The 26,899-nt window shown below is 61.4% G+C and carries 26 protein-coding genes and 1 pseudogene; 15 read left to right on the forward strand and 12 right to left on the reverse strand.

Going from position 1 to position 26,899, the window contains the following annotated elements; genetic code table 11:
• The first annotated feature begins 80 nt into the window (after positions 1 to 80).
• Positions 81 to 1,229 carry a branched-chain amino acid ABC transporter substrate-binding protein gene (locus C2L65_RS32160; RefSeq protein ID WP_042312804.1) on the forward strand — a complete coding sequence of 383 codons (1,149 nt, stop codon included), beginning with the start codon at positions 81 to 83 and terminating at the stop codon, positions 1,227 to 1,229.
• 162 nt (positions 1,230 to 1,391) lie between these two features.
• Positions 1,392 to 2,651, forward strand: a complete 1,260-nt coding sequence (locus C2L65_RS32165; RefSeq protein WP_103254517.1) for an IS256 family transposase — start codon at positions 1,392 to 1,394, stop codon at positions 2,649 to 2,651.
• A 796-nt stretch (positions 2,652 to 3,447) separates the two neighbouring features.
• Here the strand turns inward: C2L65_RS32165 and C2L65_RS32170 are convergent.
• From C2L65_RS32170 to C2L65_RS32195, 6 genes and pseudogenes are all read right to left on the reverse strand, one after another.
• Positions 3,448 to 3,912: a GNAT family N-acetyltransferase gene (locus C2L65_RS32170; protein ID WP_042315793.1), complete on the reverse strand. Its 465-nt coding sequence runs from the start codon at positions 3,910 to 3,912 to the stop codon at positions 3,448 to 3,450.
• A gap of 105 nt (positions 3,913 to 4,017) precedes the next feature.
• A pseudogene (locus tag C2L65_RS47215) lies at positions 4,018 to 4,128 on the reverse strand (DotU family type IV/VI secretion system protein); the annotation flags it as partial.
• A 28-nt stretch (positions 4,129 to 4,156) separates the two neighbouring features.
• Positions 4,157 to 4,966, reverse strand: coding sequence for an alpha/beta fold hydrolase (locus C2L65_RS32180; protein ID WP_042315791.1), 810 nt, complete (start codon positions 4,964 to 4,966; stop codon positions 4,157 to 4,159).
• A 48-nt stretch (positions 4,967 to 5,014) separates the two neighbouring features.
• Entirely contained in the window at positions 5,015 to 5,149 is a 135-nt protein-coding gene (locus C2L65_RS32185) for a DUF3563 family protein (RefSeq protein WP_081921511.1), read from the reverse strand.
• 308 nt (positions 5,150 to 5,457) lie between these two features.
• Positions 5,458 to 6,291, reverse strand: coding sequence for a class I SAM-dependent methyltransferase (locus C2L65_RS32190; protein ID WP_042315798.1), 834 nt, complete (start codon positions 6,289 to 6,291; stop codon positions 5,458 to 5,460).
• Positions 6,292 to 6,439: 148 nt separating this feature from the next.
• On the reverse strand, positions 6,440 to 6,874 hold the full coding sequence (locus C2L65_RS32195) for a GFA family protein (RefSeq protein ID WP_042315788.1): 435 nt from the start codon (positions 6,872 to 6,874) through the stop codon (positions 6,440 to 6,442).
• Positions 6,875 to 7,041: 167 nt separating this feature from the next.
• Between C2L65_RS32195 and C2L65_RS32200 the strand changes: the two genes are divergently transcribed.
• Positions 7,042 to 8,097 carry an AraC family transcriptional regulator gene (locus tag C2L65_RS32200; protein WP_233446696.1) on the forward strand — a complete coding sequence of 352 codons (1,056 nt, stop codon included), beginning with the start codon at positions 7,042 to 7,044 and terminating at the stop codon, positions 8,095 to 8,097.
• 89 nt (positions 8,098 to 8,186) lie between these two features.
• Here the strand turns inward: C2L65_RS32200 and C2L65_RS32205 are convergent, their stop codons facing one another.
• A complete protein-coding gene (locus C2L65_RS32205; RefSeq protein ID WP_081921508.1) occupies positions 8,187 to 8,585 on the reverse strand; it encodes a cupin domain-containing protein in 399 nt (132 codons plus the stop codon).
• 471 nt (positions 8,586 to 9,056) lie between these two features.
• On the opposite strand from C2L65_RS32205, the gene C2L65_RS32210 reads away from it, so the two are divergent.
• The gene (locus C2L65_RS32210) at positions 9,057 to 9,743 is read left to right on the forward strand and encodes an HAD family hydrolase (protein ID WP_042315784.1); all 687 of its coding nucleotides are present in this window, start codon (positions 9,057 to 9,059) and stop codon (positions 9,741 to 9,743) included.
• 20 nt (positions 9,744 to 9,763) lie between these two features.
• Here C2L65_RS32210 and C2L65_RS32215 read toward each other — a convergent pair whose 3' ends face one another.
• The gene (locus C2L65_RS32215) at positions 9,764 to 10,624 is read right to left on the reverse strand and encodes a LysR family transcriptional regulator (protein WP_042315783.1); all 861 of its coding nucleotides are present in this window, start codon (positions 10,622 to 10,624) and stop codon (positions 9,764 to 9,766) included.
• 202 nt (positions 10,625 to 10,826) lie between these two features.
• On the opposite strand from C2L65_RS32215, the gene mdtD reads away from it, so the two are divergent.
• Positions 10,827 to 12,215: a multidrug transporter subunit MdtD gene (gene mdtD / locus C2L65_RS32220; protein WP_042315781.1), complete on the forward strand. Its 1,389-nt coding sequence runs from the start codon at positions 10,827 to 10,829 to the stop codon at positions 12,213 to 12,215.
• An 8-nt stretch (positions 12,216 to 12,223) separates the two neighbouring features.
• Here the strand turns inward: mdtD and C2L65_RS32225 are convergent, their stop codons facing one another.
• Positions 12,224 to 13,141 (reverse strand): LysR family transcriptional regulator, encoded by a 918-nt coding sequence (locus tag C2L65_RS32225; protein WP_042315779.1) that lies wholly within the window; start codon positions 13,139 to 13,141, stop codon positions 12,224 to 12,226.
• Positions 13,142 to 13,278: 137 nt separating this feature from the next.
• Between C2L65_RS32225 and C2L65_RS32230 the strand changes: the two genes are divergently transcribed.
• The 3 genes from C2L65_RS32230 to C2L65_RS32240 all read left to right on the forward strand — a co-directional run bounded on the left by C2L65_RS32230 (position 13,279) and on the right by C2L65_RS32240 (position 16,914).
• The gene (locus tag C2L65_RS32230; RefSeq protein ID WP_042315777.1) at positions 13,279 to 14,217 is read left to right on the forward strand and encodes a hydroxymethylglutaryl-CoA lyase; all 939 of its coding nucleotides are present in this window, start codon (positions 13,279 to 13,281) and stop codon (positions 14,215 to 14,217) included.
• 8 nt (positions 14,218 to 14,225) lie between these two features.
• The gene (locus tag C2L65_RS32235) at positions 14,226 to 15,377 is read left to right on the forward strand and encodes a CaiB/BaiF CoA transferase family protein (protein WP_042315775.1); all 1,152 of its coding nucleotides are present in this window, start codon (positions 14,226 to 14,228) and stop codon (positions 15,375 to 15,377) included.
• A gap of 97 nt (positions 15,378 to 15,474) precedes the next feature.
• Complete coding sequence (locus C2L65_RS32240; RefSeq protein ID WP_042315773.1) at positions 15,475 to 16,914, forward strand: MFS transporter; 1,440 nt, start codon at positions 15,475 to 15,477, stop codon at positions 16,912 to 16,914.
• Between the two features lie 74 nt (positions 16,915 to 16,988).
• On the opposite strand, the gene C2L65_RS32245 is transcribed toward C2L65_RS32240, so the two are convergent.
• A complete protein-coding gene (locus C2L65_RS32245) occupies positions 16,989 to 19,169 on the reverse strand; it encodes a malate synthase G (RefSeq protein ID WP_042315770.1) in 2,181 nt (726 codons plus the stop codon).
• 55 nt (positions 19,170 to 19,224) lie between these two features.
• Complete coding sequence (locus tag C2L65_RS32250; RefSeq protein WP_042315767.1) at positions 19,225 to 19,641, reverse strand: heme-binding protein; 417 nt, start codon at positions 19,639 to 19,641, stop codon at positions 19,225 to 19,227.
• Positions 19,642 to 19,972: 331 nt separating this feature from the next.
• Between C2L65_RS32250 and C2L65_RS32255 the strand changes: the two genes are divergently transcribed.
• From C2L65_RS32255 to C2L65_RS32285, 7 genes are all read left to right on the forward strand, one after another.
• Positions 19,973 to 20,737 (forward strand): fumarylacetoacetate hydrolase family protein, encoded by a 765-nt coding sequence (locus tag C2L65_RS32255; RefSeq protein WP_042315765.1) that lies wholly within the window; start codon positions 19,973 to 19,975, stop codon positions 20,735 to 20,737.
• Positions 20,734 to 21,492: a fumarylacetoacetate hydrolase family protein gene (locus C2L65_RS32260; RefSeq protein ID WP_042315764.1), complete on the forward strand. Its 759-nt coding sequence runs from the start codon at positions 20,734 to 20,736 to the stop codon at positions 21,490 to 21,492. Before C2L65_RS32255 ends, C2L65_RS32260 begins: the two co-directional genes overlap by 4 nt.
• Positions 21,493 to 21,508: 16 nt before the next feature.
• Entirely contained in the window at positions 21,509 to 22,966 is a 1,458-nt protein-coding gene (gene hpaE / locus C2L65_RS32265) for a 5-carboxymethyl-2-hydroxymuconate semialdehyde dehydrogenase (protein WP_042315763.1), read from the forward strand.
• 51 nt (positions 22,967 to 23,017) lie between these two features.
• Entirely contained in the window at positions 23,018 to 23,881 is an 864-nt protein-coding gene (gene hpaD / locus C2L65_RS32270; protein WP_042315794.1) for a 3,4-dihydroxyphenylacetate 2,3-dioxygenase, read from the forward strand.
• Positions 23,882 to 23,901: 20 nt separating this feature from the next.
• Entirely contained in the window at positions 23,902 to 24,300 is a 399-nt protein-coding gene (locus C2L65_RS32275; protein WP_042315761.1) for a 5-carboxymethyl-2-hydroxymuconate Delta-isomerase, read from the forward strand.
• A 33-nt stretch (positions 24,301 to 24,333) separates the two neighbouring features.
• The gene (gene hpaH / locus C2L65_RS32280; protein ID WP_009770909.1) at positions 24,334 to 25,137 is read left to right on the forward strand and encodes a 2-oxo-hept-4-ene-1,7-dioate hydratase; all 804 of its coding nucleotides are present in this window, start codon (positions 24,334 to 24,336) and stop codon (positions 25,135 to 25,137) included.
• A 139-nt stretch (positions 25,138 to 25,276) separates the two neighbouring features.
• Positions 25,277 to 25,891 carry an HAD family hydrolase gene (locus C2L65_RS32285; RefSeq protein WP_042315760.1) on the forward strand — a complete coding sequence of 205 codons (615 nt, stop codon included), beginning with the start codon at positions 25,277 to 25,279 and terminating at the stop codon, positions 25,889 to 25,891.
• Here C2L65_RS32285 and C2L65_RS32290 read toward each other — a convergent pair.
• Complete coding sequence (locus C2L65_RS32290; RefSeq protein ID WP_042315758.1) at positions 25,878 to 26,879, reverse strand: bifunctional helix-turn-helix transcriptional regulator/GNAT family N-acetyltransferase; 1,002 nt, start codon at positions 26,877 to 26,879, stop codon at positions 25,878 to 25,880. The genes C2L65_RS32285 and C2L65_RS32290 overlap by 14 nt on opposite strands.
• Positions 26,880 to 26,899 lie beyond the last annotated feature (20 nt).

Below are 26,899 nucleotides of genomic sequence, written 5' to 3' on the forward strand. Positions count from 1 at the left end.
CGAGGACGACTTCGACGCGTCGCGCATCGAGTCAGTCGACAGGCAGAGAGCGCGACATTTTCTAATGACAGGAGCGCATCATGAATCGACGTACATGGCTGAGCAGGTTAGCGGTTTGCGCTCTGGCGGCGCATGCTTCATTCGCATTTGCCGCGGACCCGGAAATCGTCAAGATAGGTTTTGTCGGCCCGTTGACGGGGCCGGTCGCGCGGGTCGGCAAGGACCTACAATACGGCGCGCAACTGGCGCTCGATGAAGAAAACGCGAAGCATCCGACTGTTGCGGGCAAGCCCGTCAAGTTCGTGCTGGACGTGCAGGACGATCAGGCCGATCCGCGCGTGGCGATTCAGGTTGCGCAGAAGCTCGTCGATGAAGGCGTCGTCGGCGTGATTGGCCACTACAACTCGGGGTGCAGCATTCCGGCTTCGACGGTGTATCACAACGCCAATGTGGCGATGATCACGCCGGGCTCGACCAATCCGCAGCTGACCAAGCAGGGCTACAAGAACGTGTTCCGCACGATGGGGCATGACGGCATTGGCGGGGTGGTGGCGGGGCATTTCGTCGTCGAGCAGATGAAGGCGAAGCGCATTGGCATCATCGACGATCGTACGGCGTTCGGGCAAGGTCTCGCCGATTCGTTCGAGAAAGGGGTGAAGGAAGCGAACGGCAATATCGTGTCGCGCGAGTTCACTAACGACAAGGCCGTCGATTTCCGCGCGATTCTCACTTCGCTGAAGAGCAAGAATGTCGATGTGATTTTCTTTGGCGGGCTGGACGAGCAGGGCGCGATGCTGGTCAAGCAGATGCGTTCGCTGGGTATGCAGACACAGCTGTTTGGCGCGGGCGCGTTGAAGAGTAATGCCTTTTTGCAGATTGCGGGTACTTCGGGTGAGCGAACCCAGGATCTTGAGCCGGGACCCGCGCTTGATAAGTTGCCTGCGGCGCAGGAGTTCGGCAAGCGTTATAAGGCGCGGTTCAACCAGGATGTCGAGCTGTATGCGCCCTTTGCGTATGATGCTGCGCTTGCTATGTTGAAGGCGATTCATGATGCTAATTCGCTTGATCGTGCGAAGATCGTTGAGAGTTTGGCTAAGGTGTCGTTGACGGGTGTTACTGGGAAGATCACTTTTGATCCTTATGGGGATCTGATTAAGCCGCCGTATACGCTCTTCGAGGTGCAGCAAGGGCAGTGGAAGAGTGTTAAGACTGTGGGGGGAGGGGTGTGATGGTTTGGTTGTTTTGCCATTGCGCTGGCATTTGCGTTTGAGCCTGTGCGGCGCGGGTGTTGGTTTTGGTTTTGGTTTGCTGGTGTTTGCGCTGGCATCCGCGCTTTGGGGGCTGTCATAGATTTTGTGTTCAAGGCATAACATGTAGCTCAAGGAGCATGTATGCCACGCAAACCCAAGACGACCACCGAAGCGCAGACAGCGTTGCCGTCCATTCCGAAGGAACTAATCGACCAGTTCGTGAAGGGGCCGATGACGGCCGAAGCGGTGCATGCCGCTTCGGCGGCGTTCAAGAAGGCGCTGATCGAGCGGGCGCTGGGCGCCGAACTTGGACACCATCTGGGCTATCCGGCGGGTGCCGTGCGGCCAGAAGATGCGACCAACCAGCGCAACGGCAAGAGCGGCAAGACAGTGCTGACCGACGACGGTCCGCTACGCCTGGAGATTCCCCGTGACCGCGACGGCAGCTTTGCGCCGATCCTGATTCCGAAGCACGAACGGCGTTTTACCGGCTTTGACGACAAGATCATCGCGATGTACGCCCGTGGCATGACAGTGCGCGAGATCCAGGGGTTTCTGGCCGAGCAGTACGGTACCGATGTATCGCCGGAATTCATCAGTTCGGTGACCGATGCCGTGATGGACGAGGTGAGTATCTGGCAGGCGCGTCCGCTCGAGCCGATGTACCCGGTAGTGTTCTTTGACGCGCTACGCGTCAAGATCCGCGAGGAAGGGATGGTGCGCAACAAGGCGATCTATCTGGCGCTGGGCATCCTGCCGGACGGCACACGGGACATCCTGGGGCTGTGGATCGAGAACACGGAAGGCGCGAAGTTCTGGATGAAGGTATTCAGCGACCTGAAGGTGCGTGGCGTGCAGGACATCCTGATCGCAGTCACCGATGGACTGAAGGGCATGCCTGAAGCACTGGGCGCGGTGTTTCCGGCCACCACGCTCCAGACGTGCATCGTGCACCTGATCCGCCACTCGCTGGACTACGCGAGCTGGAAAGACCGGCGGGGGCTGGCTGCTGCCCTCAAGCCGATCTATTCGGCAACGGGCGCTGAAGCTGCGCAGACCGAACTGGATGCGTTCGAACAGGGTGAGTGGGGCCAGAAATTCCCGACGGTGGTGGCCGCCTGGCGTCGGGCCTGGGATCGCGTGATCCCCTTCTTCGCGTTTCCGCCAGCGGTTCGCAAGGTGATCTACACGACCAATGCCATCGAAAGTGTCAATGCCCGGCTACGCAAGATCGTCAAGACGCGTGGGCACTTCCCGACGGACGAGGCCGCGACCAAACTGCTATGGCTGGCCTTGCGCAATATCACGGCTGACTGGAGCCGTGCCGCGCATGACTGGAAAGCCGCGATGAACCAGTTCGCGATCCTCTACGAGGATCGCTTCACCAGGAATCATTTGTAGAATGCAATTGACGAGCCTGCCAGATGGCAGGCTTTTATCTGCCTTGCACACAAAAATTCAGACACTCCCCGATTCGTTAGCTTGCTTCAAGCGTCGCCCCTGTGCGGGGCGGCACCTACTTTTCTTTGCCGCCGCAAAGAAAAGTAGGCAAAAGAAAGCGGCTAACACCGCCAACATTTCTTCCTGCCTGAGGGCCCCCAACGGGCCTTACGCTTCACACGGCAATCACGTGACCCACGTCCGTTGCCGACGCTCTGAATAAGCGCCTCACCCGCTTCACGCACACGCGTCGGAGCACGCCGTGCCAGATATTCCACCGCCGCCCAGGTGGCAAACTGTGTGTAGGCCGTAGTACTGCACACGTCTCACTCCGGACCGATAGCGCACGCGTTCCACCCTGTAAGAGCGCCACGCTATACGTCGCGACAACCTACACACAGTTTGCCACCTGGGCGGCACAAACCATTCGCTGCCGCTTGCCCGAGTACGGGTATTCGAAGCGGGTGAGGCGTTCATTCGAAGCGTTGGCAACGCACGCAAACAGAAAGGCTGCCGTGTAAAGCGTAAGACCCGTTGGGGGCCCTCAGGCAAACACAAGAATTAGCGGTGTTAGCCGCTTTCTTTTGCCTACTTTTCTTTGCGGCGGCAAAGAAAAGTAGGTGCCGCCCCGCACAGGGGCGACGCGTGAAGCACGCTAACAAATCGCGGATGCCAGCACAAAAGCAAGCACACAATGAAGGCTTGCGCAGCAAACATCCCATCGCGAACGCCAGCAAAAAACCAAAACCCCTAACGTTCAAATCTCAAGCTCAAGAAACTGCGTCCCTTCAACAGGATTAAACACATAAGCAGAAATCGGCCTGAACCCAAGAGAAGCATAGAGCCGCTGCGCGCTCTTCATACTCGGCAGCGTATCTAGCCGCATCCTCCGATACCCCGCTTCCTTCGCAGCATGCACGACAGCCTGCGCAAGCAGTGTCCCAAGCTGACGCCCACGCCCTTCGGGCCGCAAATAAAGCCGCTTCATCTCGCAGATATCAAACTCGAAAGCCCGCAGCGCAACGCAGCCGATCACGCGTTCGTTGCGCCAAGCGAGCAATATCGTGCCACGCGGCGGCGAGTACTTACCGGGCAGCGCGGCCAGTTCCTCGTCGAACGCCTGAAAGCCAAGGTCAATACCAAGACCATCCGCGTACTCGCGGAAAATCGCGCGCACGGCGTCGATATCGTCGGGAAAACGGGCGGGCCGAATGTCGATCATCGAAGTCTTTCTGCAATGTGTGATGTATGCAAGTGTAGTCGCGCATCGCGATACGTTCACACCAAGGAGAAAGCGGACGCACCCAGCACGAAGAAGGGCAAGAGATCATGGCAACGATATAGTCAGATCCGCCGACTGCGGCCCAAGCCGGATACTCTGCGAGCAAGGCGCAAGCGTCCGCAACGTCGCATCCTTCAGAGAGGCATTGAGCCCAACAAACGCAACAGCAACAACCTTGACGCCTTCAAGCGATCGCATCTGCCTCCGCAATATGCCGCACGATGGCCGCATTGACCTTGTCGGCGTGCGTGAGCGGTCCCATGTGTCCTGCACCTTCGACGATGGCAAGCCGCGCCGCTGGCAACAGCATCGGCAGTCGCTCGGCAATCGCGCGCGTCGGAATGGGCGCGTGCTGGCCGCGCATGATCAGCGCCGGGACATGCAAACCGGTGTACGCACTGGCGGGCGTGCGCTCGTCGAGCAGTGCGCGGAAGTCGAGTGGCGCCTTGGGCGCCCAGCGCGTGAGTGCGTCCTGCACCGAAGGCCGCAGTGCCTCCCACGCGCCCCGGCCGCCCCAGTAATCGACGAATGAAGCCGCGGCGCCCCGATAGTCGCCACAGCTGACGCCATCGGCGGTGCGCTTCGAAATCGCGACGATCTCCGCAAGCGCATGCGCTCCATACGAGCCCATCATCTTGAGCAGATGAAACGCCGAAGGCTCGTATAGCGTCAGACTCGCGATACGCTCGGGCCGCTCGACGGCTGCGCGCAACGCTACGCCCCCGCCATACGAGTGGCCAACGAGATGCACCTTGCCACGCGATGCATCGATGATGCCGACGGTCTTCGCGGCCTCGTCCGCGAGCGTGAACGCGCGCTCGCCGCTCCACGGCCCCGTGCTGTCGCAGCCGTAGTGCTCGGGCGCGGCGAACGCGTGGCGCGAGCCAAGCGCCTCGCCGAGCTTGCGCCATTGCGCCGCTCCCGAGCCTGAGCAATGCAGTGCGATCACCGACGTTACGGATGAAGAGGCTTGCGATGCGACTGTGCTGTCCATGTTGTTGAGAGAGTCAGAAAGTTGGATCGTGACGTCGGCGCGTGTGCGTCAGTCAATTTCGCTTGCATGCATGCGGCGTTCGAGTTCGACCATGTCGACCGCGGATGCGAGGTACGCATCGCGGCGGCTATGTTCAGCACGGTCAAGCGCCTTTCTCAACAACTGGAATAGATAGATGAGCATGATGTCCTCTGGTCGATCACGTGATCGAAGGTGTATCGGCATGAATGCCGTGTACTCGCAGAGTCCATGCCACGTTGCTGCAAGCCTTGTCTGCCGGGCCTTTCAGCTGTCTCTGCGGGTTTAATACCGGGCGAAGCGTCGTCGCAAAGCCGACAAACCCTGAATGGAAGTTGGACTGAAACAGACACGTGTGCCGTGTCGCGACGCATCACGGGACGACTTCGCCGCGCGTGAGCGCAGCGAAGTCAGTTGACGCAGGAAAAGCGGCGTCTGAAGGAAACGACCAGACGATCCGCGTCAGACTCCATTCACACGCGTTCCACCACGACTTCGAGATACTCGCTCGGCAGGACGAGCGTCGCGTCGTTCGAGCGGTTGCGGCTCTCGATCAGTGTCATCAGATCGCGAAGAAACGCCGCCTGCGGCTCGCCTTCGAGCGCGGCAAACGCCTTGTTCATCGGCCCATAGAACGTGCGGAACACGTCGACGAAATGTTCCGGCGAACGGTAGCGGAACGTGAAATCGCGGCTGGCCGCGATGATGTTCCTGGCGTTCGCGCCGAAAAGCTCTTCCAGGCGCGCCTTCGTGCCCCAGAGCGCGGGTGACTTCACGCCTGCGGGCGGTGGAATGTATTTGCCGATCGTCTTGAATAGCTGCCCAATGAAACTCTCCGGCGTCCAGTTCGCGAGACCAATCCGTCCGCCCGGCTTGCAAACACGCACGAGTTCGGCGGCCGCTTTCTCCTGGTCAGGCGTGAACATCACGCCGAAGGTCGACATCACGATGTCGAATGAGGCATCCGCGTAGGGCAGCGCTTCAGCGTCCGCTTGCTGGAACTGCACCGGGAGCCCTTCGGCTTGCGCGCGCGCACGGCCGGAATCTAGCAGCGAGGCGACGTAGTCGGTCGACGTGACGTCGCAATAGCGGCGCGCAGCGGCAAGTGTCGCGTTGCCGTTGCCGGCGGCAACGTCGAGCACGCGATGGCCGGCGCGTACATCGAGCGCTTCGCAGAGGTTCTCTCCGACGATTTGCAGCGTGGTGCCAACAACGGCATAGTTGCCCGTCGACCAGGCCACCTGCTGGCGGAGCTTGACGGCGGTGAAGTCTGCAACGGGTGCGAAAGCGGAATCAACAGCGGACATGAAGAACTCCTGAAGGGCCAGGGCAGCGATGCGCGAGTGCATGGTTGTGCTGCGTGTCTGATGGCGCCGCGAATGCTTGCTGCGAGCATGCCCGCGCGGCGAACGGGCAAATCAAACTGAACTAGAAGACGCGACGGCTACTCGACAGTTACTCGACAGCACTAATGCCCGAGCCGCCCATTTCGCTCGGCAGGTCCCTGAGTTTTGGCAGGCCATCGTTCATGGGTAGCACGGACTCCGGGTAGTGAACGTGGACACCCGCTGCATACGGGAAGTCGTCTACAACCGCGGCATAGACATCGATGAGGCCGAGTCCGGGATGCTCCGTGAAGAGATGTCCGCCGCACAACCTGCACCATTTGCGATAACTGTGCGGTGTCTTGTTGTAGGTGCTGATGTCCTCGGCACCATGTGTGACGCGCAGTGCGTTGGGGCTCCACAGCGTGAATGCATTGATCGGGCTGGCCGACCAGCGGCGGCACGACTCGCAATGGCAATAGCCCATTCCCGCAGGTGCTCCACTCAACGTGAACTGCACGGCGCCGCAAAAGCACTGGCCTCGATAGATGTCCGCGTGACTCATGTTTGTCTCCGGATAAAGAGGTGCCCGCGCCTTTGACGTTCCATGAGCGCTTCACCGTTCGTTGGTGCAGAATTGCATGGGTGCTAGTATCGGCACGCAAGCCGGTTCGAGGAATGACCAGGCGTCCAGATGTTTTGCGCAGGACGCCGAAACTGATGGGCGCTTTTATGGATGCTTTTTCAGATGTCCTTCGCGTGGTGCGTCTCGGTGGTGCGGTGTATCTAAACGCCGACTTAACCGCACCCTGGTGTGTCGTCGGGGAAGTTACGTCGGATTTGTGCGCCACGTTCCTGCCGCGCGCTGAACGCATCGTGTCCTACCACCTCATCACTGAAGGCAGTTGCTGGGCTGCCCTCGTCGACGATCCTGCTTCTGCGATTCGTGTCGACGCAGGAGAACTTCTCGTCGTACCGCAAGGCGAAGCGCATCTGATGGGCAGTTCACTCGACATCGAGCCCGCGCCTTCGGACGAACTCATGGCGAAGTATCTGAGCACCTCGCCGGGCGAAGTGATGACGTTGAATTTCGGCGGTGGTGGTGCGCACACGCGGATCATCTGCGGCTTTCTTGCCTGCGACGATTCATTGACGAACCCGGTCCTTTCGGCGCTGCCTCGACTCTTCAAGGTCGACATGCGCAACGATCCACAATCGGCGTGGCTCGAATCGTCGTTGAAACTTGCCGCCAACGAAGCGGCCGACTGGCGCGTGGGAAGCGCGATCGTGCTCGCACGGCTTTCGGAACTGCTGTTTGTGAAAGCGGTGCAACGTTGCATCGAGTCGCTGCCGGCAGATCGCAAGGGTTGGCTGGCAGGAGTGGGCGATCGTTTCGTTGGCCGCGCACTCGCCATGCTGCATGCGCAACCCGCCTATGGCTGGACCGTCGAAGAACTCGCGCGCAAGGTCGGTCTCTCGCGCTCGGCGCTTGCGCAGCGCTTCACGGAACTGCTTGGCCAGCCGCCAATGCAGTACCTCGCCCGATGGCGCTTGCAGGTCGCAGCGCAGACGTTGCGGGACGGAAACCAGACGCTTGCGGCAGTGGCCGAGCAGGTCGGGTATGAATCGGAGGCCGCATTTAATCGCGCGTTCAAGCGGGAATTCGGCATGCCGCCCGCCAGTTGGCGGCGCAGCAAGGGTCTGGCAGATGGCCGCGATTCGATCGATGCAGACGCCGATACTCGAATCGGTGACGATTCGTCTGAAGAGCGCTTCGTGGCGGGTTAGCGGCGGTTGAGTTAACGCGCGCTAACCGGCGAGCACGAGGCCGGAAAGAAGCAATGGCGGATAGGGTTGCACGGGGTAGCGCCGCCTTGTCATTCCTCACGAGCCGGTTCAAGTTCGACGACCGCAAGTTTCGCAGCCGTATCGCCGATCACACGGCTCCGATGTCCCCGACCGCTTGTATCTTCGAGAAGCAGGGCATCGCCGGGCCGGACGCGGTGGTGCTCTCCATCAGAGGCCTCGAATTCCATTTCTCCGTCGAGAACGAATACCCACATGCGAAGCGGAGATGGATGTAAATCACCGATCCATTCGGCCGGTGCCAGCAGGAAGCCGTTGCGTAAGGCGGGTACGAATGCTGAAACGTTAAAAGCCGGTGCGGGTGGCGCAAAGTTACGTGTGAACGTTTCGACGAATGCACGTTCGAAATGCGATTCGCCTGCGGGGTCGGCATAGAGTCGCAGGTAACTTACCGTAGCGGACATGGCCATCGCGCATCTCCTTCCAGGAAGGGATCAGTCTACAACTGTGGAGGCAGTGCAAGATCGGCGATCCGGCAGCGATGAGCGCTGCCTGTTTCACCACGGGTGGAGGACGCTGATCGGCGGGGGCAACTGTGTCGCCCGCTCATTCGCAACTAACCGTCTGCCGCCGCCAGCCCCTCCGACGACTCCCGTGCAACTTCTGTGTACAGGCAGAGGGCGATATACCCGTTTCCCCAGACATGCAAGCGCCAACGCGCCCAAGGGCGGCCCCACAACGGCTCCACGCACCATCTACGGCGCGCGTCGATCGACAGTGCTAGTCTTTGCGCTGATCGCGCATACCGGCCGTCGCGAACTTCATCGCGCTTCGCGGCTCTTAGCGCAAGCGGCGACGCGTCGCGGGGCCGCATCTGCACCCGGGCGCCGCGCCGTCCACCGTGCTCAACGGGCACAGACGACCGAGGCGAGGTAACGTGAATGAACACACCATCCAACAACGACGTTGTCTTTCTGTTCGACGTCGATAACACGCTGCTCGATAACGATCACGTGCTGACTGACCTGCGCACGCACATGACGCGGCAGTTCGGTGAAGAAAATAGCACGCGCTACTGGCAGATCTTCGAGGATCTACGCAGCGAGCTGGGCTATGCGGACTACCTTGGCGCACTGCAGCGCTATCGAACCGAGCACCACGACGACACGCAGCTATTGTTGATGTCGTGCTATCTGATCGATTATCCGTTTGCGAATCGCGTATTCCCCGGTGCGCTTGACGCGCTGCGCTATGCGAGCGAGTTCGGCAAGACGGCGATTCTTTCCGATGGCGACGTCGTGTTCCAGCCGCGCAAGGTCTCGCGCTCGGGCCTGTGGGACGAAGTCGAAGGACGCGTGCTGATCTACATTCACAAGGAGTTGATGCTCGACGACGTGATCGCGCATTATCCGGCGCGCCATTACGTGATGGTCGACGACAAGCTGCGCATCCTCACCGCGATGAAAGAGCAATGGGGCGACCGCCTGACGACGATCTTCCCGCGCCAGGGCCACTACGCGCTCGATGCCAAGGAGATCGCGAAGTATCCCGACCCTGACATTACGATCGAACGAATCGGCGAGCTGACGTCGATCGACTTCGACGCGTTGACGGCCAAGCGGCGTTGACCGACGAATAAAGCGCACCGCTATTCGCTCATCCATTCGCCGCTCAGATCGCTGCTTTGCAGCAACTCCAGCAGCGTGCCCGCCGGCTGACTGAGCCGCTTCGCGCCCAGCGCGATGAATTCGACGTCGGGTAGGGCGGGCAAGCTCGCATTGTTCACGGGCGGCGCGAGCCCGCGCGCGGACACGTATTGCGATTTCGCCGTCAACCCCAAGCCGCCGCGCGCAGCAGCGATGCAGCCCGCGTGACTGCTGCTCGTGCATACCACTTCCCAGCCGAAGCCTTTCTCGGCGAGCGCATTCAGCACGACGGCGCGCGTCACGCTCGGCTCAGCGACGAGCACCAGCGGCAACGGCTGTTGGAGATCGACGATCGTACCGGGCCGCGCAATCCATTCGAGCCGCGAGCGCAGTAACGGCGTGCCGCGCCGCTCGCCCAGGCGTCGCTTGCCGACCAGCAGATCGATCGAACCGGCATCGAGCAGTTCATACAGGCGGCTCGTCATGCCGATCGTGATCTCCAGTTCCACGTCGGGATGAGCCGCGCGAAACGCGGCCAGCACGTTCGGCAATGCGCCGAGCGCGATATCGTCGGATGTGCCCAGGCGCACGCGCCCCTTCAGCCTCGGCTTGCGGAACTGCGATTCGGCGCGATTGATGGCCTGCAGGATCACGTTGGCATGTACGAGCAACGCTTCGCCGTCGGCGGTCATCGCGAGCGAATGCGTGTCGCGCACGAATAGCCGTCTGCCGACGCTCTCCTCGAGGCGCCGAATATGTTCACTGACGCTCGACTGATTCAGGTCGAGCCGTTTGCCTGCCTCAGTAAAGCTGCGGCAGGTGGTGACGGTGGCGAACGTCCTGAGCCAGAGAGGATTGAGCATGCGGCATTGTCATCGGCATTGACGATGACAGTCAATGCCTTCAGGTGACTTCCCGATTGCCGGTGAAATCGATACCATGATTGCTGCAACTGGATCTGGACGAATCGGCCCGATCGCCGGTTCGGCGAAACGCCCGTTTCCGAGGCGCTGTCATTGCGACGCTATGTTTAACGGCTTCCGTCGCGCCTCTCCGAACTTCATCATGACCCGCGATTCCTCACACACCGCGCTACTCTGGATCGTCGCCGCTGCCTTCTTCATGCAGGCGCTCGACACGACCATCGTCAACACTGCGCTGCCTTCGATGGCGCAAAGCCTTCACGCATCGCCACTCGCAATGCAACCCGTCGTCGTCTCGTACTCGCTGACGATGGCGCTTCTCACACCCGCCTCTGGCTGGTTCGCCGACCGCTTCGGCACGCGCCGCGTGTACTTCGCCGCGATTCTCGTGTTCGTGTTGGGGTCGGTGTGCTGCGCGGGCGCGCACACGCTGGATCAACTCGTGATCGCGCGCGTGTTGCAAGGCGTCGGCGGTTCGATGCTGCTGCCTATCGGGCGGCTTGCCGTGTTGCGCCGCGTGCCGGGCGAGCAGTACGTATCCGCGCTCGCGTTCGTTTCGATTGCGGGGCAGGTCGGGCCGATCGTCGGGCCGACGCTGGGCGGCTGGCTCACGCAAGCCATTTCGTGGCACTGGATTTTCCTCGTCAACGTGCCCGTCGGCGCGATCGGCCTGATCGCCGTGCAGCATTTCCTGCCGCACGACAACGCAAGCCATCCGCCGCCGTTCGATTTCATCGGCTGCGGTCTGCTTTCGCTCGCGATGATCCTGCTGTCGCTCGCGATCGATCCGCCGATGAGCACCTATCGCGTCGAATGGTCAGTGGGTCTCGCGATGGCGGGCGTCGTCGCAGCGCTGGCTTACATTCCGCATGCACGTTCGAGCGAGCGGCCGCTGTTCAGGCTCGCGCTATTCAGCGAACCGAATTTCAGCGTCGGTTTGATCGGCAACCTGCTGTGCCGGATCGGATCGAGTGCGGTGCCGTTCATGCTGCCGCTGCTGATGCAGGTGCAGCTCGGTTATTCGCCGCTGCGCTCGGGGATGATGATGCTGCCCGCCGCCATCGCCGGCACCGTGTCGAAGCAATGGATCGCGCCGCTCATCAAGCGCTTCGGCTATTCGGCGTTTCTGCTCGTCAATACGATGATCGTCGGCTCGACGATCGTCGCGTTCGCACTCGTGTCGAAACAGTCGACACCGCTGCTGGAAATCGCGCTGCTCGCCGTGTTCGGCGCGGCCAACTCGATGCAGTTCGCCGCGATGAACAGCGTGACGCTCAAGGGCCTGTCGCATGCGGATGCGGGCAGCGGCAACAGCCTGTTTTCGATGGTGCAGATGCTGGCGATCGCGATGGGCGTGTCGATTGGCGGCGGGCTGGTCAACCTGTTTTCTGCTGACGTGGGCTCGGCGGCGACGGGATTCATGCTGAGCTTCGTTTGCGTCGGCGTGATCACGCTGCTGTCGGCGCTCGTGTTCCGGCGGCTCGATGTATCGCCGGCGCGGCCTGCCGTCGCGGCGCGGACGGCGCGCTGATTCGCGCTTCATCGTGGCACATGCGTGTGCTGCGCCCGCTCGACGAGATGATCGACCATGCGCTGCGCAGCAGGCTGTAGCGATTCGAAATCGCGAAAGCACACCACGAAATTCCGCTTTGCCCATTCGTCCGTCAACGGAATGACACGCACGTCGAGAATGCGCGCGTACGTGTCGCCAACCACCTGCGGTATCACGCTGATGCCGAGCTTCGCGGCCACCACGCGAAACGCGGCATCGAAATTCGATACCACCGCCCGATATGACACCGTGCCGCCAGCGCGCGCGGCGGCGCGTTGCAGCATCATGTGTACGGATGTCGTCGGCGGCAGTCCGACGTGCTCGTAGCCCAGCGTTTCCGCGAAGCGTAGCGTCGAGCGCTTTGCCAGCGGATGATCGGGATGCACGGCCAGCGCGAGCCGGTCCTCGCGATACGGCCGATGCTCGAGCCCTTCGAGATCCACGTTGTCCCAGCACACACCGACGGACGCGGCGCCTTCGCGCAAGCGCCGCACGAGATCGTGCGACAGCCACTCCTCGACATGCACGCGGATGTTCTCGTGCGCCGGCATGCTCATGAACGAGGCGACATCGTCGAGCAGGCTTTCCGCAATCGCCGATGCCGACGCGCACACGCTGACGCTGCCGCGCAGACCGCTGCCGAATGCGGCGACGTCGCTCGCAATCCGGTCCATCGTGAACAGCACGCTACGCGCATGTTCGAGCAGTGCGACGCCGGCGGGTGTGGGCTGCACGCCGCGTCGCGAGCGCGTGAAGAGTGGCACGCCCAGATCGCTTTCCAGTTGCGCAATCCGCTTGCTGACGGCAGAAGGCTCGATGTGCTCGTCGTGCGCGGCGCGCGCCATGTTCTTGTGCTCGCACACGGCCACCACGAGCCGCAAGGTTTTCAGATCAATGTCGCGCACGCGCTGTGTCTCCTTGTGAGTTTCCTGTTCGGAAACCTGGCGCTTCCAAAATAGCGCTTTATGTATCAGATGGAATGTCTAAAGTTAGCACAACGCCGGCATGACTACGACCGGCTTGCACTTTGGAGACACCTTCCATGCCCCCATTCCCATCGAACGTCGTGATCCGCGAAGTCGGCTTGCGCGACGGGCTGCAAAGTATCCAGACCATTCTTCCGACGCAACGGAAAATCGAATGGATCGCCGATGCGTATGCCGCCGGTCAGCGCGAAATCGAAGTCGGTTCCTTCGTGCCCGCGCGTCTGTTGCCGCAACTGGCCGATACGGCGGAACTCGTCGCGTTCGCGAAGACGCTGCCGGATTTACGCGTGTCGGTGCTGGTGCCCAACCTGAAAGGCGCCGAGCGCGCCATCGATTCACGCGCCGACCTGATGCTCGTGCCGCTGTCCGCGAGCCACGCGCATAGCCTCGCGAATCTGCGCAAAACGCCCGACGAAGTGATCGCCGAAGTCGCGCGCATGCGGGCGGCGCGTGACGCTGCGGGTTCGAAGACGTTGATCGAAGGCGGCATCGGCACTGCGTTCGGCTGCACGATTCAAGGCGCCGTCGATCAGTCCGACGTGTTGCGCTGCATGCAGTCGCTGCTCGATGCGGGCGCGGATTTCGTGAGTATCGCGGACACCGTCGGCTATGCGAGCCCTGCCGCCGTGCGCGATCTGTTCGAGAAAGCGCGGCACATCGCGGGCGACCGCTTCTGCTGCGGCCATTTCCACGACACGCGCGGTCTCGCGCTTGCGAATGTCTACGCGGCGCTGGAGGCGGGCGTTGCGCGCTTCGATGCGACGCTCGCGGGCATCGGCGGCTGTCCGCATGCGCCGGGCGCGAGCGGCAATGCATCGAGCGAAGACCTCGCGTTCATGCTCGCGGACATGGGCATCGAAACGGGCATCGACATCGAACGGCTTCTGGCGTTGCGCGCAAAGGTCGCGCAGTGGTTGCCGGACGAAACGCTGCACGGCTCGCTGTGGCTCGCGGGCTTGCCCAAAACCTTTGCCAATCACACTGCTATTGCCTGAGGGCCGCCATGAACACTTCCACTCGACTGCCTCTCGACGGCGTGCGCGTCATCGAATTCACTCACATGGTCATGGGCCCGACGTGCGGGATGATCCTCGCGGATCTTGGCGCGGAGGTCATCAAGATCGAACCGCCCGGCGGCGACAAGACGCGCAAGCTGCCGGGTCTCGGCATTGGCTTTTTCCGCACGTTCAATCGCAACAAGAAGAGCGTCGTGCTCGATATCAACACGCCGGAAGGCCACGCAGCCGCTGAAGAACTGATCGGTCAGTGCGACGTGATGCTCGAAAATTTCCGGCCTGGTCTGATGACGAAACTCGGCCTCGATTACGACACGTTGTCGAAGAAGTTTCCGCGCCTGATTTACGTGTCGCACAAAGGCTTTCTGCCGGGGCCGTATGAAAAGCGCCTCGCACTGGATGAAGTCGTGCAGATGATGGGCGGGCTTTCTTATATGACCGGGCCAGTGGGGCGGCCGTTGCGCGCGGGTACGTCGGTCAACGACATCATGGGCGGCATGTTCGGCGCGATCGGCGTGCTGGCCGCGTTGCGCGAGCGCGATTTCACCGGGCGCGGACAGGAAGTGCAAAGCGCGCTGTTCGAGAACTGCGTGTTTCTCTCTGGCCAGCATATGCAGCAATACGCGATGACGCATGAAGCGCCGCCGCCGATGCCGTCGCGCGTATCGGCGTGGAGCGTCTACGACGTGTTCACGCTGGCGAATGACGAGCAACTGTTCATCGGCGCAGTGAGCGACAAGCAGTTCGTCACGCTTTGCGACGTGATCGGACGGCCCGATCTGGCCGAGGAACCGCAATTCGCGGACAACGCGATGCGAGTCGCCGTGCGTCCTGAACTGCTCGCACGGCTTGGCGACATCCTCAAGCATCATCGCACCGACGAACTCGCGCCGAAGCTCGAAGCAGCGGGCATTCCTTACGCGCCGATCGTGCGTCCCGACCAACTGTTCGACGATCCGCATCTGAAGCAAAGCGGCGGCCTCGTGCCGATGCAAACCGACGACGGCGACACGACGGAAGTCGTGCTGCTTCCGCTGACGATGGGCGGCCGCCGGCCCGGCGTGCGTCAGGCGCTGGCGAAGGTCGGTGAGCATACGCAAGAGATTCTGGCGCGGCTGACGGGCAGAGCGGCCGCCTGAGCGCATAGCGGGCGAGGAAGCAAAAGAAACGAACGAATCATAAACCATCAGGTATCCAAACTAATTAACGACCGATGGTGAACTTCAGGAGACATTCATGCAGCGTACCATCACAGCAGACAATCCTCCGTTTGCGCCTTCCGGTGCACAGACCCATTTGCGCGCCGCTGCGGCGTTGTCGGCGCGGATGGATCGCTTGCCCGTCACGCGGCACCTATGGATGCTCGTGCTGCTGATTTCGCTTGGCGGCTTCTTCGAGGTCTACGACCTGATTTTCACCGGCTATATCGCGCCGGGCATGGCGAAGAGCGGGCTGCTCAAGACCACGACGGAATCGTTCTTCGGCCTTCAGGGCATTGCAGGATTTATTGCATCGACGTTCGCGGGCCTGTTCGTCGGCACGTTCTGCTTCGGCTGGCTGCCGGACCGCTTCGGGCGTCGCAAGGTCTTCACGATTTCGCTGCTGTGGTATTCGATCGGCTCCGCGATCATGGCGTTTCAGACCTCGCCGGAAGGGCTGATCCTGTGGCGCTTCATCACGGGCATCGGCGTTGGAATCGAGATCGTGACGATCGACAGCTATATCACCGAACTCGTACCCCAGCATATGCGCGGCCGCGCGATGGCGTTCAATCAGGCCGTCATGTTCGCTGCCGCGCCTGCCGCCGCGATTCTCTCGTACTGGCTCGTGCCGATTACGTTGGCGGGTATCGATGGCTGGCGCTGGGTCGTGCTGCTGGGCTCCGCTGGCGCGGTGATCGTGTGGTTCATCCGGCTCGTCGTGCCGGAAAGTCCACGTTGGCTCGCAAGTCACGGACACGTCGAACGCGGCGAGCGCGTGGTCAGGAAAATGGAAGAGATGGCCCTAAAGCAGACGGGCCGCGCGCTCCCCGCGCCGCTTCCCGTCGTCGAGCAGTCGGTGCATCGGCGAGCGTCGCTGGCCGAGTTGTGGCAGCCGCCGTACCGTTCGCGTCTCATCATGTTGATCATATTCAACTTCTGCCAGGCGATCGGTTATTACGGATTCGCGAACTGGGTGCCGACGCTGCTGATCGGTCAGGGCATCACCGTGACGAAGAGCTTGCTGTATTCGTTCATCATCGCGATTGCGCTGCCTTGCGGACCTTTGCTCGCGATGCTATTCGCCGACAGGGTCCAGCGCAAATGGCTGATCGTCGGCTCCGCGTTTGCAGTCGTCGTGTTTGGGCTGATGTTCGGCCAGGTGAGAACGGTGATGCCGCTGATCGTGCTGGGCGTGCTCATCAGCCTCGCGGGACAGACCATCTCCGTTTGCTATCACGCGTACCAGGCCGAACTGTTTCCGACGCGTGTCCGTTGCCGCGCGAATGGGATCGTTTATTCCGCAAGCCGCGTCGGCGCGATGATGTCGGGTTTCATGATCGCGCATCTGCTGCGTGAGTTCGGCGTAGCCGGCGTGTTCGTCGGAATTACGGCGTGTATGCTCGTCGTGATGATTTCGATTGGCGGTTTCGGGCCGAAGACGAACGGCATGCGGCTTGAAGAACTGTGCCATTGAAAACAGAAACGCCGGCCGGGTCTCGAAAGACCCGGCCGGCGTTTTAACGTCGTGCCGCGATTAAACGCGTGAAGTTACGCGTTGCCCGCCGCCTTCAATTGCAGACGGAACTTGTGCAGCAGCGGTTCCGTGTAACCGCTAGGCTGCGCGCGACCTTCGAACACCAGCGCGCACGCCGCCTTGAACGCGATCGAGCCGTCGAAGTTCGGCGCCATCGGTTTGTAGCTCGGATCGCTCGCGTTTTGCTGATCGACGACGGCCGCCATGCGCTCCATCGTCTCGCGCACGAACTCAGCCTTGACGACGCCGTGGCGCAACCAGTTCGCGATGTGCTGGCTCGAAATACGCAGCGTTGCGCGGTCTTCCATCAGGCCGACGTTGTGAATGTCCGGCACCTTCGAACAACCGACGCCCTGATCGATCCAGCGCACCACATAGCCGAGAATGCCTTGCGCGTTGTTCTCGACTTCGCTGCGGATCTCTTCGTCGCTCCACTGCGCACGTTCGACGACGGGAATCGTCAGCAGCCCGTCCAGCAGTTCATCGCGCACGCCGGCGAAATCCGTGCGCTCCAGTTCCTTCTGAACGGCCTGCACGTCGACCTGGTGATAGTGCAGCGCATGCAGCGTCGCGGCCGTGGGCGAGGGCACCCATGCCGTGTTCGCGCCTGCCTTCGGATGGCCGATCTTCTGCTCGAGCATCGCCTTCATCAGGTCAGGCATCGCCCACATGCCCTTGCCGATCTGCGCGCGGCCGCGCAGGCCCGCAGCGAGGCCGACGAGCACGTTGCTGCGCTCATAGGCGGCGATCCACTTGCTCGACTTCATGTCGCCCTTGCGCATCATCGGGCCCGCTTCCATCGAGCTGTGCATCTCGTCGCCCGTGCGGTCGAGGAAGCCCGTGTTGATGAACGCGACGCGCGACGAAGCCTCGCCGATACACGCGGCGAGGTTCACGCTGGTGCGGCGCTCCTCGTCCATGATGCCCATCTTGATCGTGTTGCGCGCGAGGCCGAGCAGGTCTTCGACGCGCGAGAACAGCTCGCTCGCGAACGCGACTTCAGCCGGGCCATGCATCTTCGGCTTGACGATATAGATCGAGCCCGTGCGCGAATTGAGCTTGTGCGTGCGGTCGTGCAGCGCGCACAGCGTCGTGACGACGCCGTCGAGAATGCCTTCGGGAATCTCGTTGCCGTCGCGGTCGAGCACGGCCGGGTTCGTCATCAGATGGCCGACGTTGCGGATGAACAGCAGCGAGCGGCCGTGCAGCTTCACGGGCTGGCCGTTCGCGCCTTGATATTCGCGGTCCGCGTTCAGGCGGCGCGTGAACGTCTTGCCGCCCTTCGTGACTTCTTCCGTCAGGTTGCCGACCATCAGGCCGAGCCAGTTGCGATAGAGCAGTACTTTGTCGTCGGCATCGACGGCGGCGACCGAGTCTTCGCAGTCGATGATCGTGCTGACGGCCGCTTCCATTAGCACGTCCTTGACGTGCGCGGGGTCGGTCTTGCCGATCGAATCGTTCGCGTCGATCTGGATTTCGAAGTGCAGGCCGTTGTGCTTGAGCAGCACGGCAGTCGGCGCATTCGCGTCGCCCTGATAGCCGATGAATTGCGCTTCGTCCTGCAGCGTGGCCGTGCCATTCTTCAGTGCAATGCTCAGCTTGCCGTTCTCGATGCGATAGCCGGTCGCGTCCTTGTGCGAGCCGTTCGCGAGCGGCGCGGCGTCGTCGAGGAACTTGCGCGCGAACGCGATCACGCGCGCGCCGCGCACCGGGTTGAACTTCGCGGTGCGTTCCGCGCCGTCGGCTTCGTCGATTGCATCGGTGCCGTACAGCGCGTCGTACAGGCTGCCCCAGCGCGCGTTCGCGGCGTTCAGCGCGTAACGCTGGTTCGACAGCGGCACGACGAGCTGCGGGCCCGCCTGTTCGGCGATTTCGCGGTCGACGTTGTCGGTCGTCGCTTTCACGCCGGCAGGCGTCGGCACGATATAGCCGATGCTTTCGAGGAAGCCGCGATACGCACGCAGGTCACGCACCGGGCCCGGATTCGCGCGATGCCACGTGTCCAGTTCGACCTGCAGGCGGTCGCGTTCGGCGAGCAGCGCGCGGTTCTTCGGCGCGAGATCGTGTACGAGGGCATCGAAACCAGCCCAGAAAGCGGCGCTATCGACACCGGTTCCTGGCAGGGCTTCCTTTTCGATGAACTGTTCGAGGTTCGCGGCGACCTGCAATCCGCCGCGTTGGGTCAATTGAGTCATGGGCTGTTCCAAGAGGGGCAAATTCTGGGCAAATTATTCTTTTTTAGCGCGGCCTTCAGCCGTTCGCGTGGCTGGCAACGGCCGCAGCACCGGCCTTTGCCACTTGCGCATCCTGATCGGCCTTGACGCCGGAAACACCGACGGCGCCGACCACCTGACCATTTACCACAACGGGCACGCCGCCTTCCAGCGTGCCCGACAGCGGCGCGCTCAGGAACGCGGTGCGGCCGTTGTTGATCATGTCCTCGTACTGCTTCGATTCGCGGCGGCCGAGCGCGGCGGTGCGGGCTTTATCCGTCGCGATGTAGGCGCCGACGGGCGCGCAGTTGTCGAGGCGCAGCAGCGACAGCAAGTGGCCGCCGTCGTCCACCACCGCGATCGTGACGGCCCACTGGTTGCGTTCGGCTTCGGCGCGCGCCGCTTCGATGATTTTCGTCGACTCGGCGACCGTCAGCACGGATTTTGTCTGCATGTTGCGATTCCTGAAACGATTGAAGTGAATTCCACCGACAGACCGGCCGCAAGCCGCCCTTGTACATGTCAGCCCACATGCGCATGCACTGTGGACGTGCATGCGAGGTCCAGTCTTATATATGACCTGGTGTCCATTGTTCCGGGTTCCAGGCGACTTGTCGACCCGGTGGAACACTGGTCATACCAGTTTTTCTCATTCTTTTTACGGCTTGAAGCACTTGCAGGCGCTGCGCCAGGGAAAACCCGCGCAACAAGTCAATGCGCTTGACCTTGATTCGCTCGGCGCGAATACTACTAAGATGTTAGTGAATGACGGATGCAGGCAAGCCATGTTCGCACTCGACGATCACCGGATTCATCTTGCAGCCGAGCCGTTCGCACGCGATGTCGATGCGCGGACCGTGAGCCCATTGCTCGCGAGTGGAACGGCATGCAGGCCGCCTGTGGATGGCGCGGTCTACGGAACGCTGCTGAACGATCGGGCCGCGCTCGATGCACTCGGCGACGCGGTCAACGCGGCGCCCTACAAAGCGCCGCCGAAAGCGCCCGTGCTGTACGTGAAGCCGCGCAATACGTTCGCCGGTCATCGTGCGAGCGTGGTTGTTCCGGACGACGCGCAAGGCGTGCAGGTAGGCGGTTCGCTCGGCGTCGTGATCGGGCGTACGGCATGCCGTGTGAGCGTCGAGAATGCGATTTCGTATATCGCGGGCTATACGATCGTGGCCGACCTTTGCGTCCCTCACGAAAGCGTTTATCGGCCCTCAGTGAGATTCCGCGCGCGCGATGGCTTTTGCGTGATCGGTCCCACCGTGGTCGCGCGTCGGCATGTGGCAAATCCCGACGCGCTGCGGGTCGCGATCAGCATCGAAGGAAAAGAGCCGTTCATAGCGAACACCTCCACATCGATTCGCAACGTCGCGCGTCTGATCGCCGACGTGACCGACTTCATGACCCTCGCACCCGGCGACGTGCTGACATTGGGCGTCCCGCACGGCGCGCCCATCGCGCATGTGGGCGATGACATCAGCATCGCAATCGACGACTGGCCGCCGCTGTGTTTCTCGATGACAGCAAGAGAAGGAGACGGACGATGATGCGCGGCCGTGTTGCCTACGCAGGCGCGATTCATGAAGCGTATCCACACGAACGTGGCGTGCGTCTTGCCGATGGCCGTGTGTGCCGCGAGGATGAAGTCGTGTGGCTTGCGCCCATTCAGCCCGGCACGATCTTCGCGCTCGGACTCAACTACGCGGAGCACGCGAAAGAACTTCAGTTCTCGAAACAGGAAGAGCCGCTTGTTTTTCTCAAGGGCTCGGGCAGCGTGATCGGTCATCGCGGGGTGACGCGGCGTCCTTCCGACGTGACGTTCATGCACTACGAGTGCGAGCTTGCTGTCGTCATTGGCCGACCGGCGAAAGAGGTGACGCGCGACGACGCAATGCGATATGTGGCCGGCTACATGATCGCGAACGACTACGCGATTCGTGACTACCTTGAGAATTACTATCGGCCGAATCTTCGCGTGAAGAACCGCGACGGCGGGACGGTACTCGGCCCCTGGTTCGTCGATGCCGCGGATATCGTCGATGTCGCGCAACTCGAATTGCGCACTTATGTGAACGGCACGCTGCATCAGAAGGGCAACACGCGCGATCTGGTGACGGACATTCCCGCGCTGATCGAATACCTCAGCAGCTTCATGACGCTGGCGCCCGGTGACATCATTCTGACGGGAACGCCCGAGGGCGTCGTCAATGTGAATGCGGGCGATGAAGTCGTCTGCGAAATAGACGGCTTGGGCCGTCTCGTCAACGCGATCGTTTCCGACGCGGCCTTCAACCGCGATTGATCATTCAGGACCCGCCATGCGAATCGAACATCTGATCAACGGCAAACCGAAGGCCGCGCGCGATTACTTCGAAACAGTGAATCCGGCCACGCAGGAAGTACTCGCCGAAGTCGCGAGTGGCACGGCGGAGGATATCGACGCCGCCGTGCGCGCCGCGAAAGACGCGTTTCCCGCATGGGCCGCAAAGCCCGCTGTCGAGCGCGCGAAACTCGTGCGCAAGCTTGGCGAACTGATCGCGAAGAACGTGCCTGAACTCTCCGATACGGAAACGCGCGACACGGGGCAAACCATTTCGCAAACGCGAAAGCAACTCGTGCCGCGTGCCGCCGACAACTTCACGTACTTTGCGGAGATGTGTACGCGCGTCGACGGTCACACGTATCCGACCGATTCGCATCTGAACTACACGCTGTTTCATCCCGTCGGCGTGTGTGCGCTGATTTCGCCGTGGAATGTGCCATTCATGACGGCGACATGGAAAGTCGCGCCATGTCTCGCATTCGGCAATACGGCCGTGCTGAAGATGAGCGAGCTGTCGCCGCTGACGGCGTCGATGCTCGGCAATCTCGCGCTGGAAGCGGGCATTCCTGCGGGTGTATTGAACGTCGTGCATGGCTATGGCAAGGACACGGGCGAGCCGCTCGTCGCGCATCCCGACGTGCATGCAATTTCCTTTACCGGTTCGACCGCCACGGGCAACCGGATCGTGCAGACCGCCGGGCTAAAGAAGTTCTCGATGGAACTGGGCGGCAAGTCGCCATTCGTGATTTTCGACGACGCCGATTTCGAACGCGCACTCGACGCCGCGGTGTTCATGATCTTCTCGAACAATGGCGAACGCTGCACGGCGGGCTCGCGCATTCTCGTGCAGAAGTCGATCTACGCGACATTCGCGGAACGGTTCATCGAGCGCGCAAAGCGTCTGACCGTTGGCGATCCGCTTGGCGAGCAGACGATCATCGGCCCGATGATCAGCCAGGCGCATCTGGCGAAAGTGCGCAGCTATATCGAGCTGGGTCCGAAAGAAGGCGCGACGCTCGCATGCGGTGGACTCGACGCGCCGTCTCTGCCGGATGCATTGAAGCGCGGCAACTTCGTCGCGCCGACCGTGTTCGTCGATGTCGATAACCGCATGCGCATCGCGCAGGAAGAGATCTTCGGGCCAGTCGCATGCCTGATTCCATTCGACGACGAAGCCGAAGCAATTCGACTCGCCAACGATATTTCGTATGGACTTTCCAGCTACGTGTGGACCGAGAACACGGGCCGAGCGCATCGCGTGGCGGCTGCTATCGAAGCTGGCATGTGCTTCGTGAACAGCCAGAACGTGCGCGACCTGCGCCAGCCGTTTGGCGGCACGAAGGCATCGGGCGTCGGACGTGAAGGCGGCACGTGGAGTTATGAAGTGTTTCTCGAACCGAAGAACATTTGCGTATCGCTCGGCTCGCATCACATTCCGCGTTGGGGCGTCTGATCTTTCCGAACGACGCGTGGTTCAGCCATTTGGATGGGAAAGGAGAACACGATGGGCAAGCTCGCACTGGCCGCCAAAGTGACCCACGTGCCTTCGATGTATTTGTCGGAACTGGATGGGCCACATAAAGGCTGCCGCCAGGCTGCAATCGACGGACATCATGAAATTGGCCGTCGTTGCCGTGAACTCGGCGTCGATACGATCATCGTTTTCGACGTTCACTGGCTGGTGAATAGCGAATACCACATCAACTGCGCGCCGAAGTTCGAAGGCGTTTATACGAGCAACGAACTGCCGCATTTCATCAACAACATGGCCTATGCGTATCCCGGCAATGTGCAACTCGGCAAGCTGATCGCCGAAGTCGCGAACGAAATGGGCGTGAAAAGCCGCGCACATAGCGAAACCTCTCTCGAACTCGAATACGGCACACTGGTCCCGATGCGCTACATGAACGCGGACCAGCGCTTCAAGACGATATCGATTGCAGGGTGGTGCATGTGGCACGACCTGCCGACCAGCGCGCGCTTCGGGCTCGCCGTACGCAAGGCCATCGAGGAACGCTATGACGGCACGGTCGCGATTCTCGCGAGCGGCTCGCTGAGTCATCACTTCGCGAACAACGGTACGGCCGAGCAGTTCATGCACAAGGTGTGGGACCCGTTTCTCGAACAGACCGACCGTCACGTGGTGTCGCTGTGGGAACAGGGCGACTGGAAAACGTTTTGCGGCATGCTGCCGCTCTACAACGAAAAATGCTGGGGCGAGGGCGGTATGCACGACACGGCGATGCTGCTCGGTGCGCTCGGCTGGGATCGTTACGAAGGCAAAGTCGAAGTGGTGACGCCTTATTTCGGCAGTTCGGGTACTGGGCAGATCAACGCGATATTCCCCGTTACGCCCCTGCCCGCCTGATCGAACAATGGAGATTTGCCGTGCCGCATCTCACGCTCGAATACAGCGCCAATCTGGCAAATGAAGACAGCATCGAAACGCTTTGCCGCAAGCTCGCGCAATGCCTCGATGCGCAACGCGAGAACGATCAACGCGTCTATCCGCTCGGTGGAATACGCGTGCGCGCGGTGCGCTGCGAACAGTACTGCATCGCGGACGGCAGGCCGGATGCCGCGTTTCTGCACGCGAACCTGAAGATCGGCGCGGGCCGCTCGGAGAATACAAAGAAGGCAACCGGCGACGCGTTATTCGACGTCATCAAGCAGCATTTTGCCGATGCATTCGAGAAAAACGGGCTGGCGCTTTCGCTGGAGATCAACGAGTTCAGCGAAGCAGGCACCTGGAAGCACAACAATCTGCACGCCCGGCTGAAGGGCTGATAAAGCGCTGAGCGTGATCATCGGGAACTCAACATGCTAGATCAGACGACTATCCGCGAACTCGCCGGGAAACTCGACCAGGCCGAAAAAACGCGCACGCAATTGCGGCACTTTTCCGCTGCCTATCCCGAGATGACCATCGAGGACGGTTACGCGATCCAGCGCGAATGGGTCAAGATGAAGCTTGCCGAAGGGCACGTGATCAAGGGACGCAAGATCGGATTGACGTCGCGCGCCATGCAGCGGTCGTCGCAGATCGACGAACCGGACTACGCGCCGCTTCTCGACTACATGTTCATTGAAAATGGCCAGGACATTCGTGCCGATCGCTTCATCGCGCCGCGTGTCGAAGTGGAACTGGCGTTCATTCTCGCGCGGCCACTCAAAGGGCCGGGCGTGACGCTCACCGATGTGCTCGATGCGACGGCCTATGTAACGCCCGCAGTCGAGATCATCGACGCGCGCATCGAGCAGTTCGATCGCGAGACGAAAGCGCCGCGCAAGGTCTTCGATACGATCTCCGACTTTGCGGCGAATGCGGGGATCGTGATGGGCGGTCGTCCCGTGCGTCCGATGGATGTCGATCTGCGTTGGGTCGGCGCGTTGCTTTACAAAAATGGCGCTGTCGAAGAGAGCGGTCTCGCCGCTGCCGTGCTCAATCATCCGGCGACGGGCGTCGCGTGGCTCGCGAACAAGATCGCCCCTTATGACGAAATGCTGAACGCGAACGATGTGATTCTCAGCGGCTCATTCACGAGTCCCATTCCTGCGCGCGCGGGCGATACGTTTCATGTCGATTACGGTCCGCTCGGCGGCATTGCGCTGAATTTCGTCTAACGCTGCCCGGTGCATCGCCGCATTTTTTGAAAACTACCAGGCCGCCCGCACATCAAGGCACAATCAGAACGTCGCGCATTCTACGCCGCACGGCGGGATGCGCTCATCGCGTGGACGCTTTTGATGCGGAGGCGGCACCATGACGTCATCGATCAAGCTCGTGCTGTTCGATATGGAAGGTGTGTTGTCGCATTACGATCGCGCGGCGCGCACGCAACGCCTGGCGCAGCTGACGGGCAAGCCACCCGAAGCCGTGCGCCACGCCATTTGGGAGTCGGGGCTCGAAGCGCGTGCCGATGCCGGTGAGATTACCGACGACGCGTATCTTCGCGAGCTTGGAGACATGCTGGGTTGCGCAGTCAGCCGCGACGACTGGCTGACTGCGCGGCATGCATCGATCACGCCGGATACGGAAACGCTGGCACTCGCCGCTCAAGTGGCTGGTCGCCATCCGATCGCCGTGCTGACCAACAATTGCCGGCTCGTCACCGACCATATCGGCTATCTCAATCCGCCTGTCGCGCAGCTATTCGGCGCGCACGTTTATCCGTCGGCGGCATTCGGCGCCGCGAAACCCGCCGCGCAGGCATATCTGGGCTGCGTTCGTCAGCTTGGCGTCGACGCCAACGCGACGCTCTTTATCGACGACTCCGACACGAATGTCACGGGCGCCATCGATGCGGGGCTGCATGCGTACAAGTTCACCAATGCCGACGCGCTTTCCGAAGAACTTGCGCGCTTCAATCTGCTTTAGCGCGGGACCGTTTAACCGACGTTTTGCGCCGAACGAAGCGTTGCTCGACAACAGCCTCTCCCCATTGCGTGCCCTCGGCCTCCTCGGCCAGCTGGAAGCCGAACGCTTCATACAAATGACGCGCGGCATCGAGGCCCTTGAACGTCCACAAATAGGTTTCGTCGAAGCGTTCGTCGACGAACGCCATGGCGCGTGTCATCAACTGCCTGCCGATGCCCAAGCCGCGCAGCGAATCGTCGACGATGAACCACCGCAAGTGCGCAACGCGGGTCTCCGCGTTTCCGTCGATGGCGATCGATGCCAGCGTTCGCCCGTTGTCGGAGACGAGCCACAGCTGTCTGCTGGGATCGGGAAGCAATCCGGCGAATTCGGCCAGCCCTGTTGCAACGAGCTTTTCGAAGTAAGCGCCAAAGCCGGAATGCTCCGAATAGTAGCGCGCGTGAAGACTCGCGACGTCGCCAATGCAGCCAGGTTGATAGCCCTCGATGATTTGCAGGTTCGATGCAGGGGCTTGCAGCGGCTCTTTGGCATCGTTGTCCTGCTCGAGCGCGCTTGCGTACAGCGAGAGCGCACGTACCAACGACTGCTGATCGGACGGCGCAAGCTTGCGCAGCGCGCTCGACACCTGATCGGTCGCAAACTTGTCGATCTTCTTGCGCAGTTGCTGGCCCGCTTTGGTCAGGTAAAGCTCCGACGAGCGCGCATCGTCGCTCGATGCAGTGCGCTCGATAAGCCCGGCCGTTTCCAGTTTGGCGACCTGTCTGCTCGCGTTCGACTTGTCGAGCCGCAGAAGATGAGTGAGGTCGCGCGCCTGAATGCCCGGCGTCGCGCCGATTTCAAGAATGGCATGCACGGCCGACGGCGCGAGATCGCTGTCCGCCAGCGTGGAGCGCATGAAACCCAGTTCGCGCACGAGTTTGCGCGAGAACTCGCGCAGTTCGAGGATGGTTGAGTCTCGCGACTGGATGGGGGTGTCGATGATATCCATGATCTTTGCTCTAGTTGCGC

The sequence above is a fragment of the Paraburkholderia terrae genome (assembly GCF_002902925.1).
GTDB lineage: Bacteria > Pseudomonadota > Gammaproteobacteria > Burkholderiales > Burkholderiaceae > Paraburkholderia > Paraburkholderia terrae.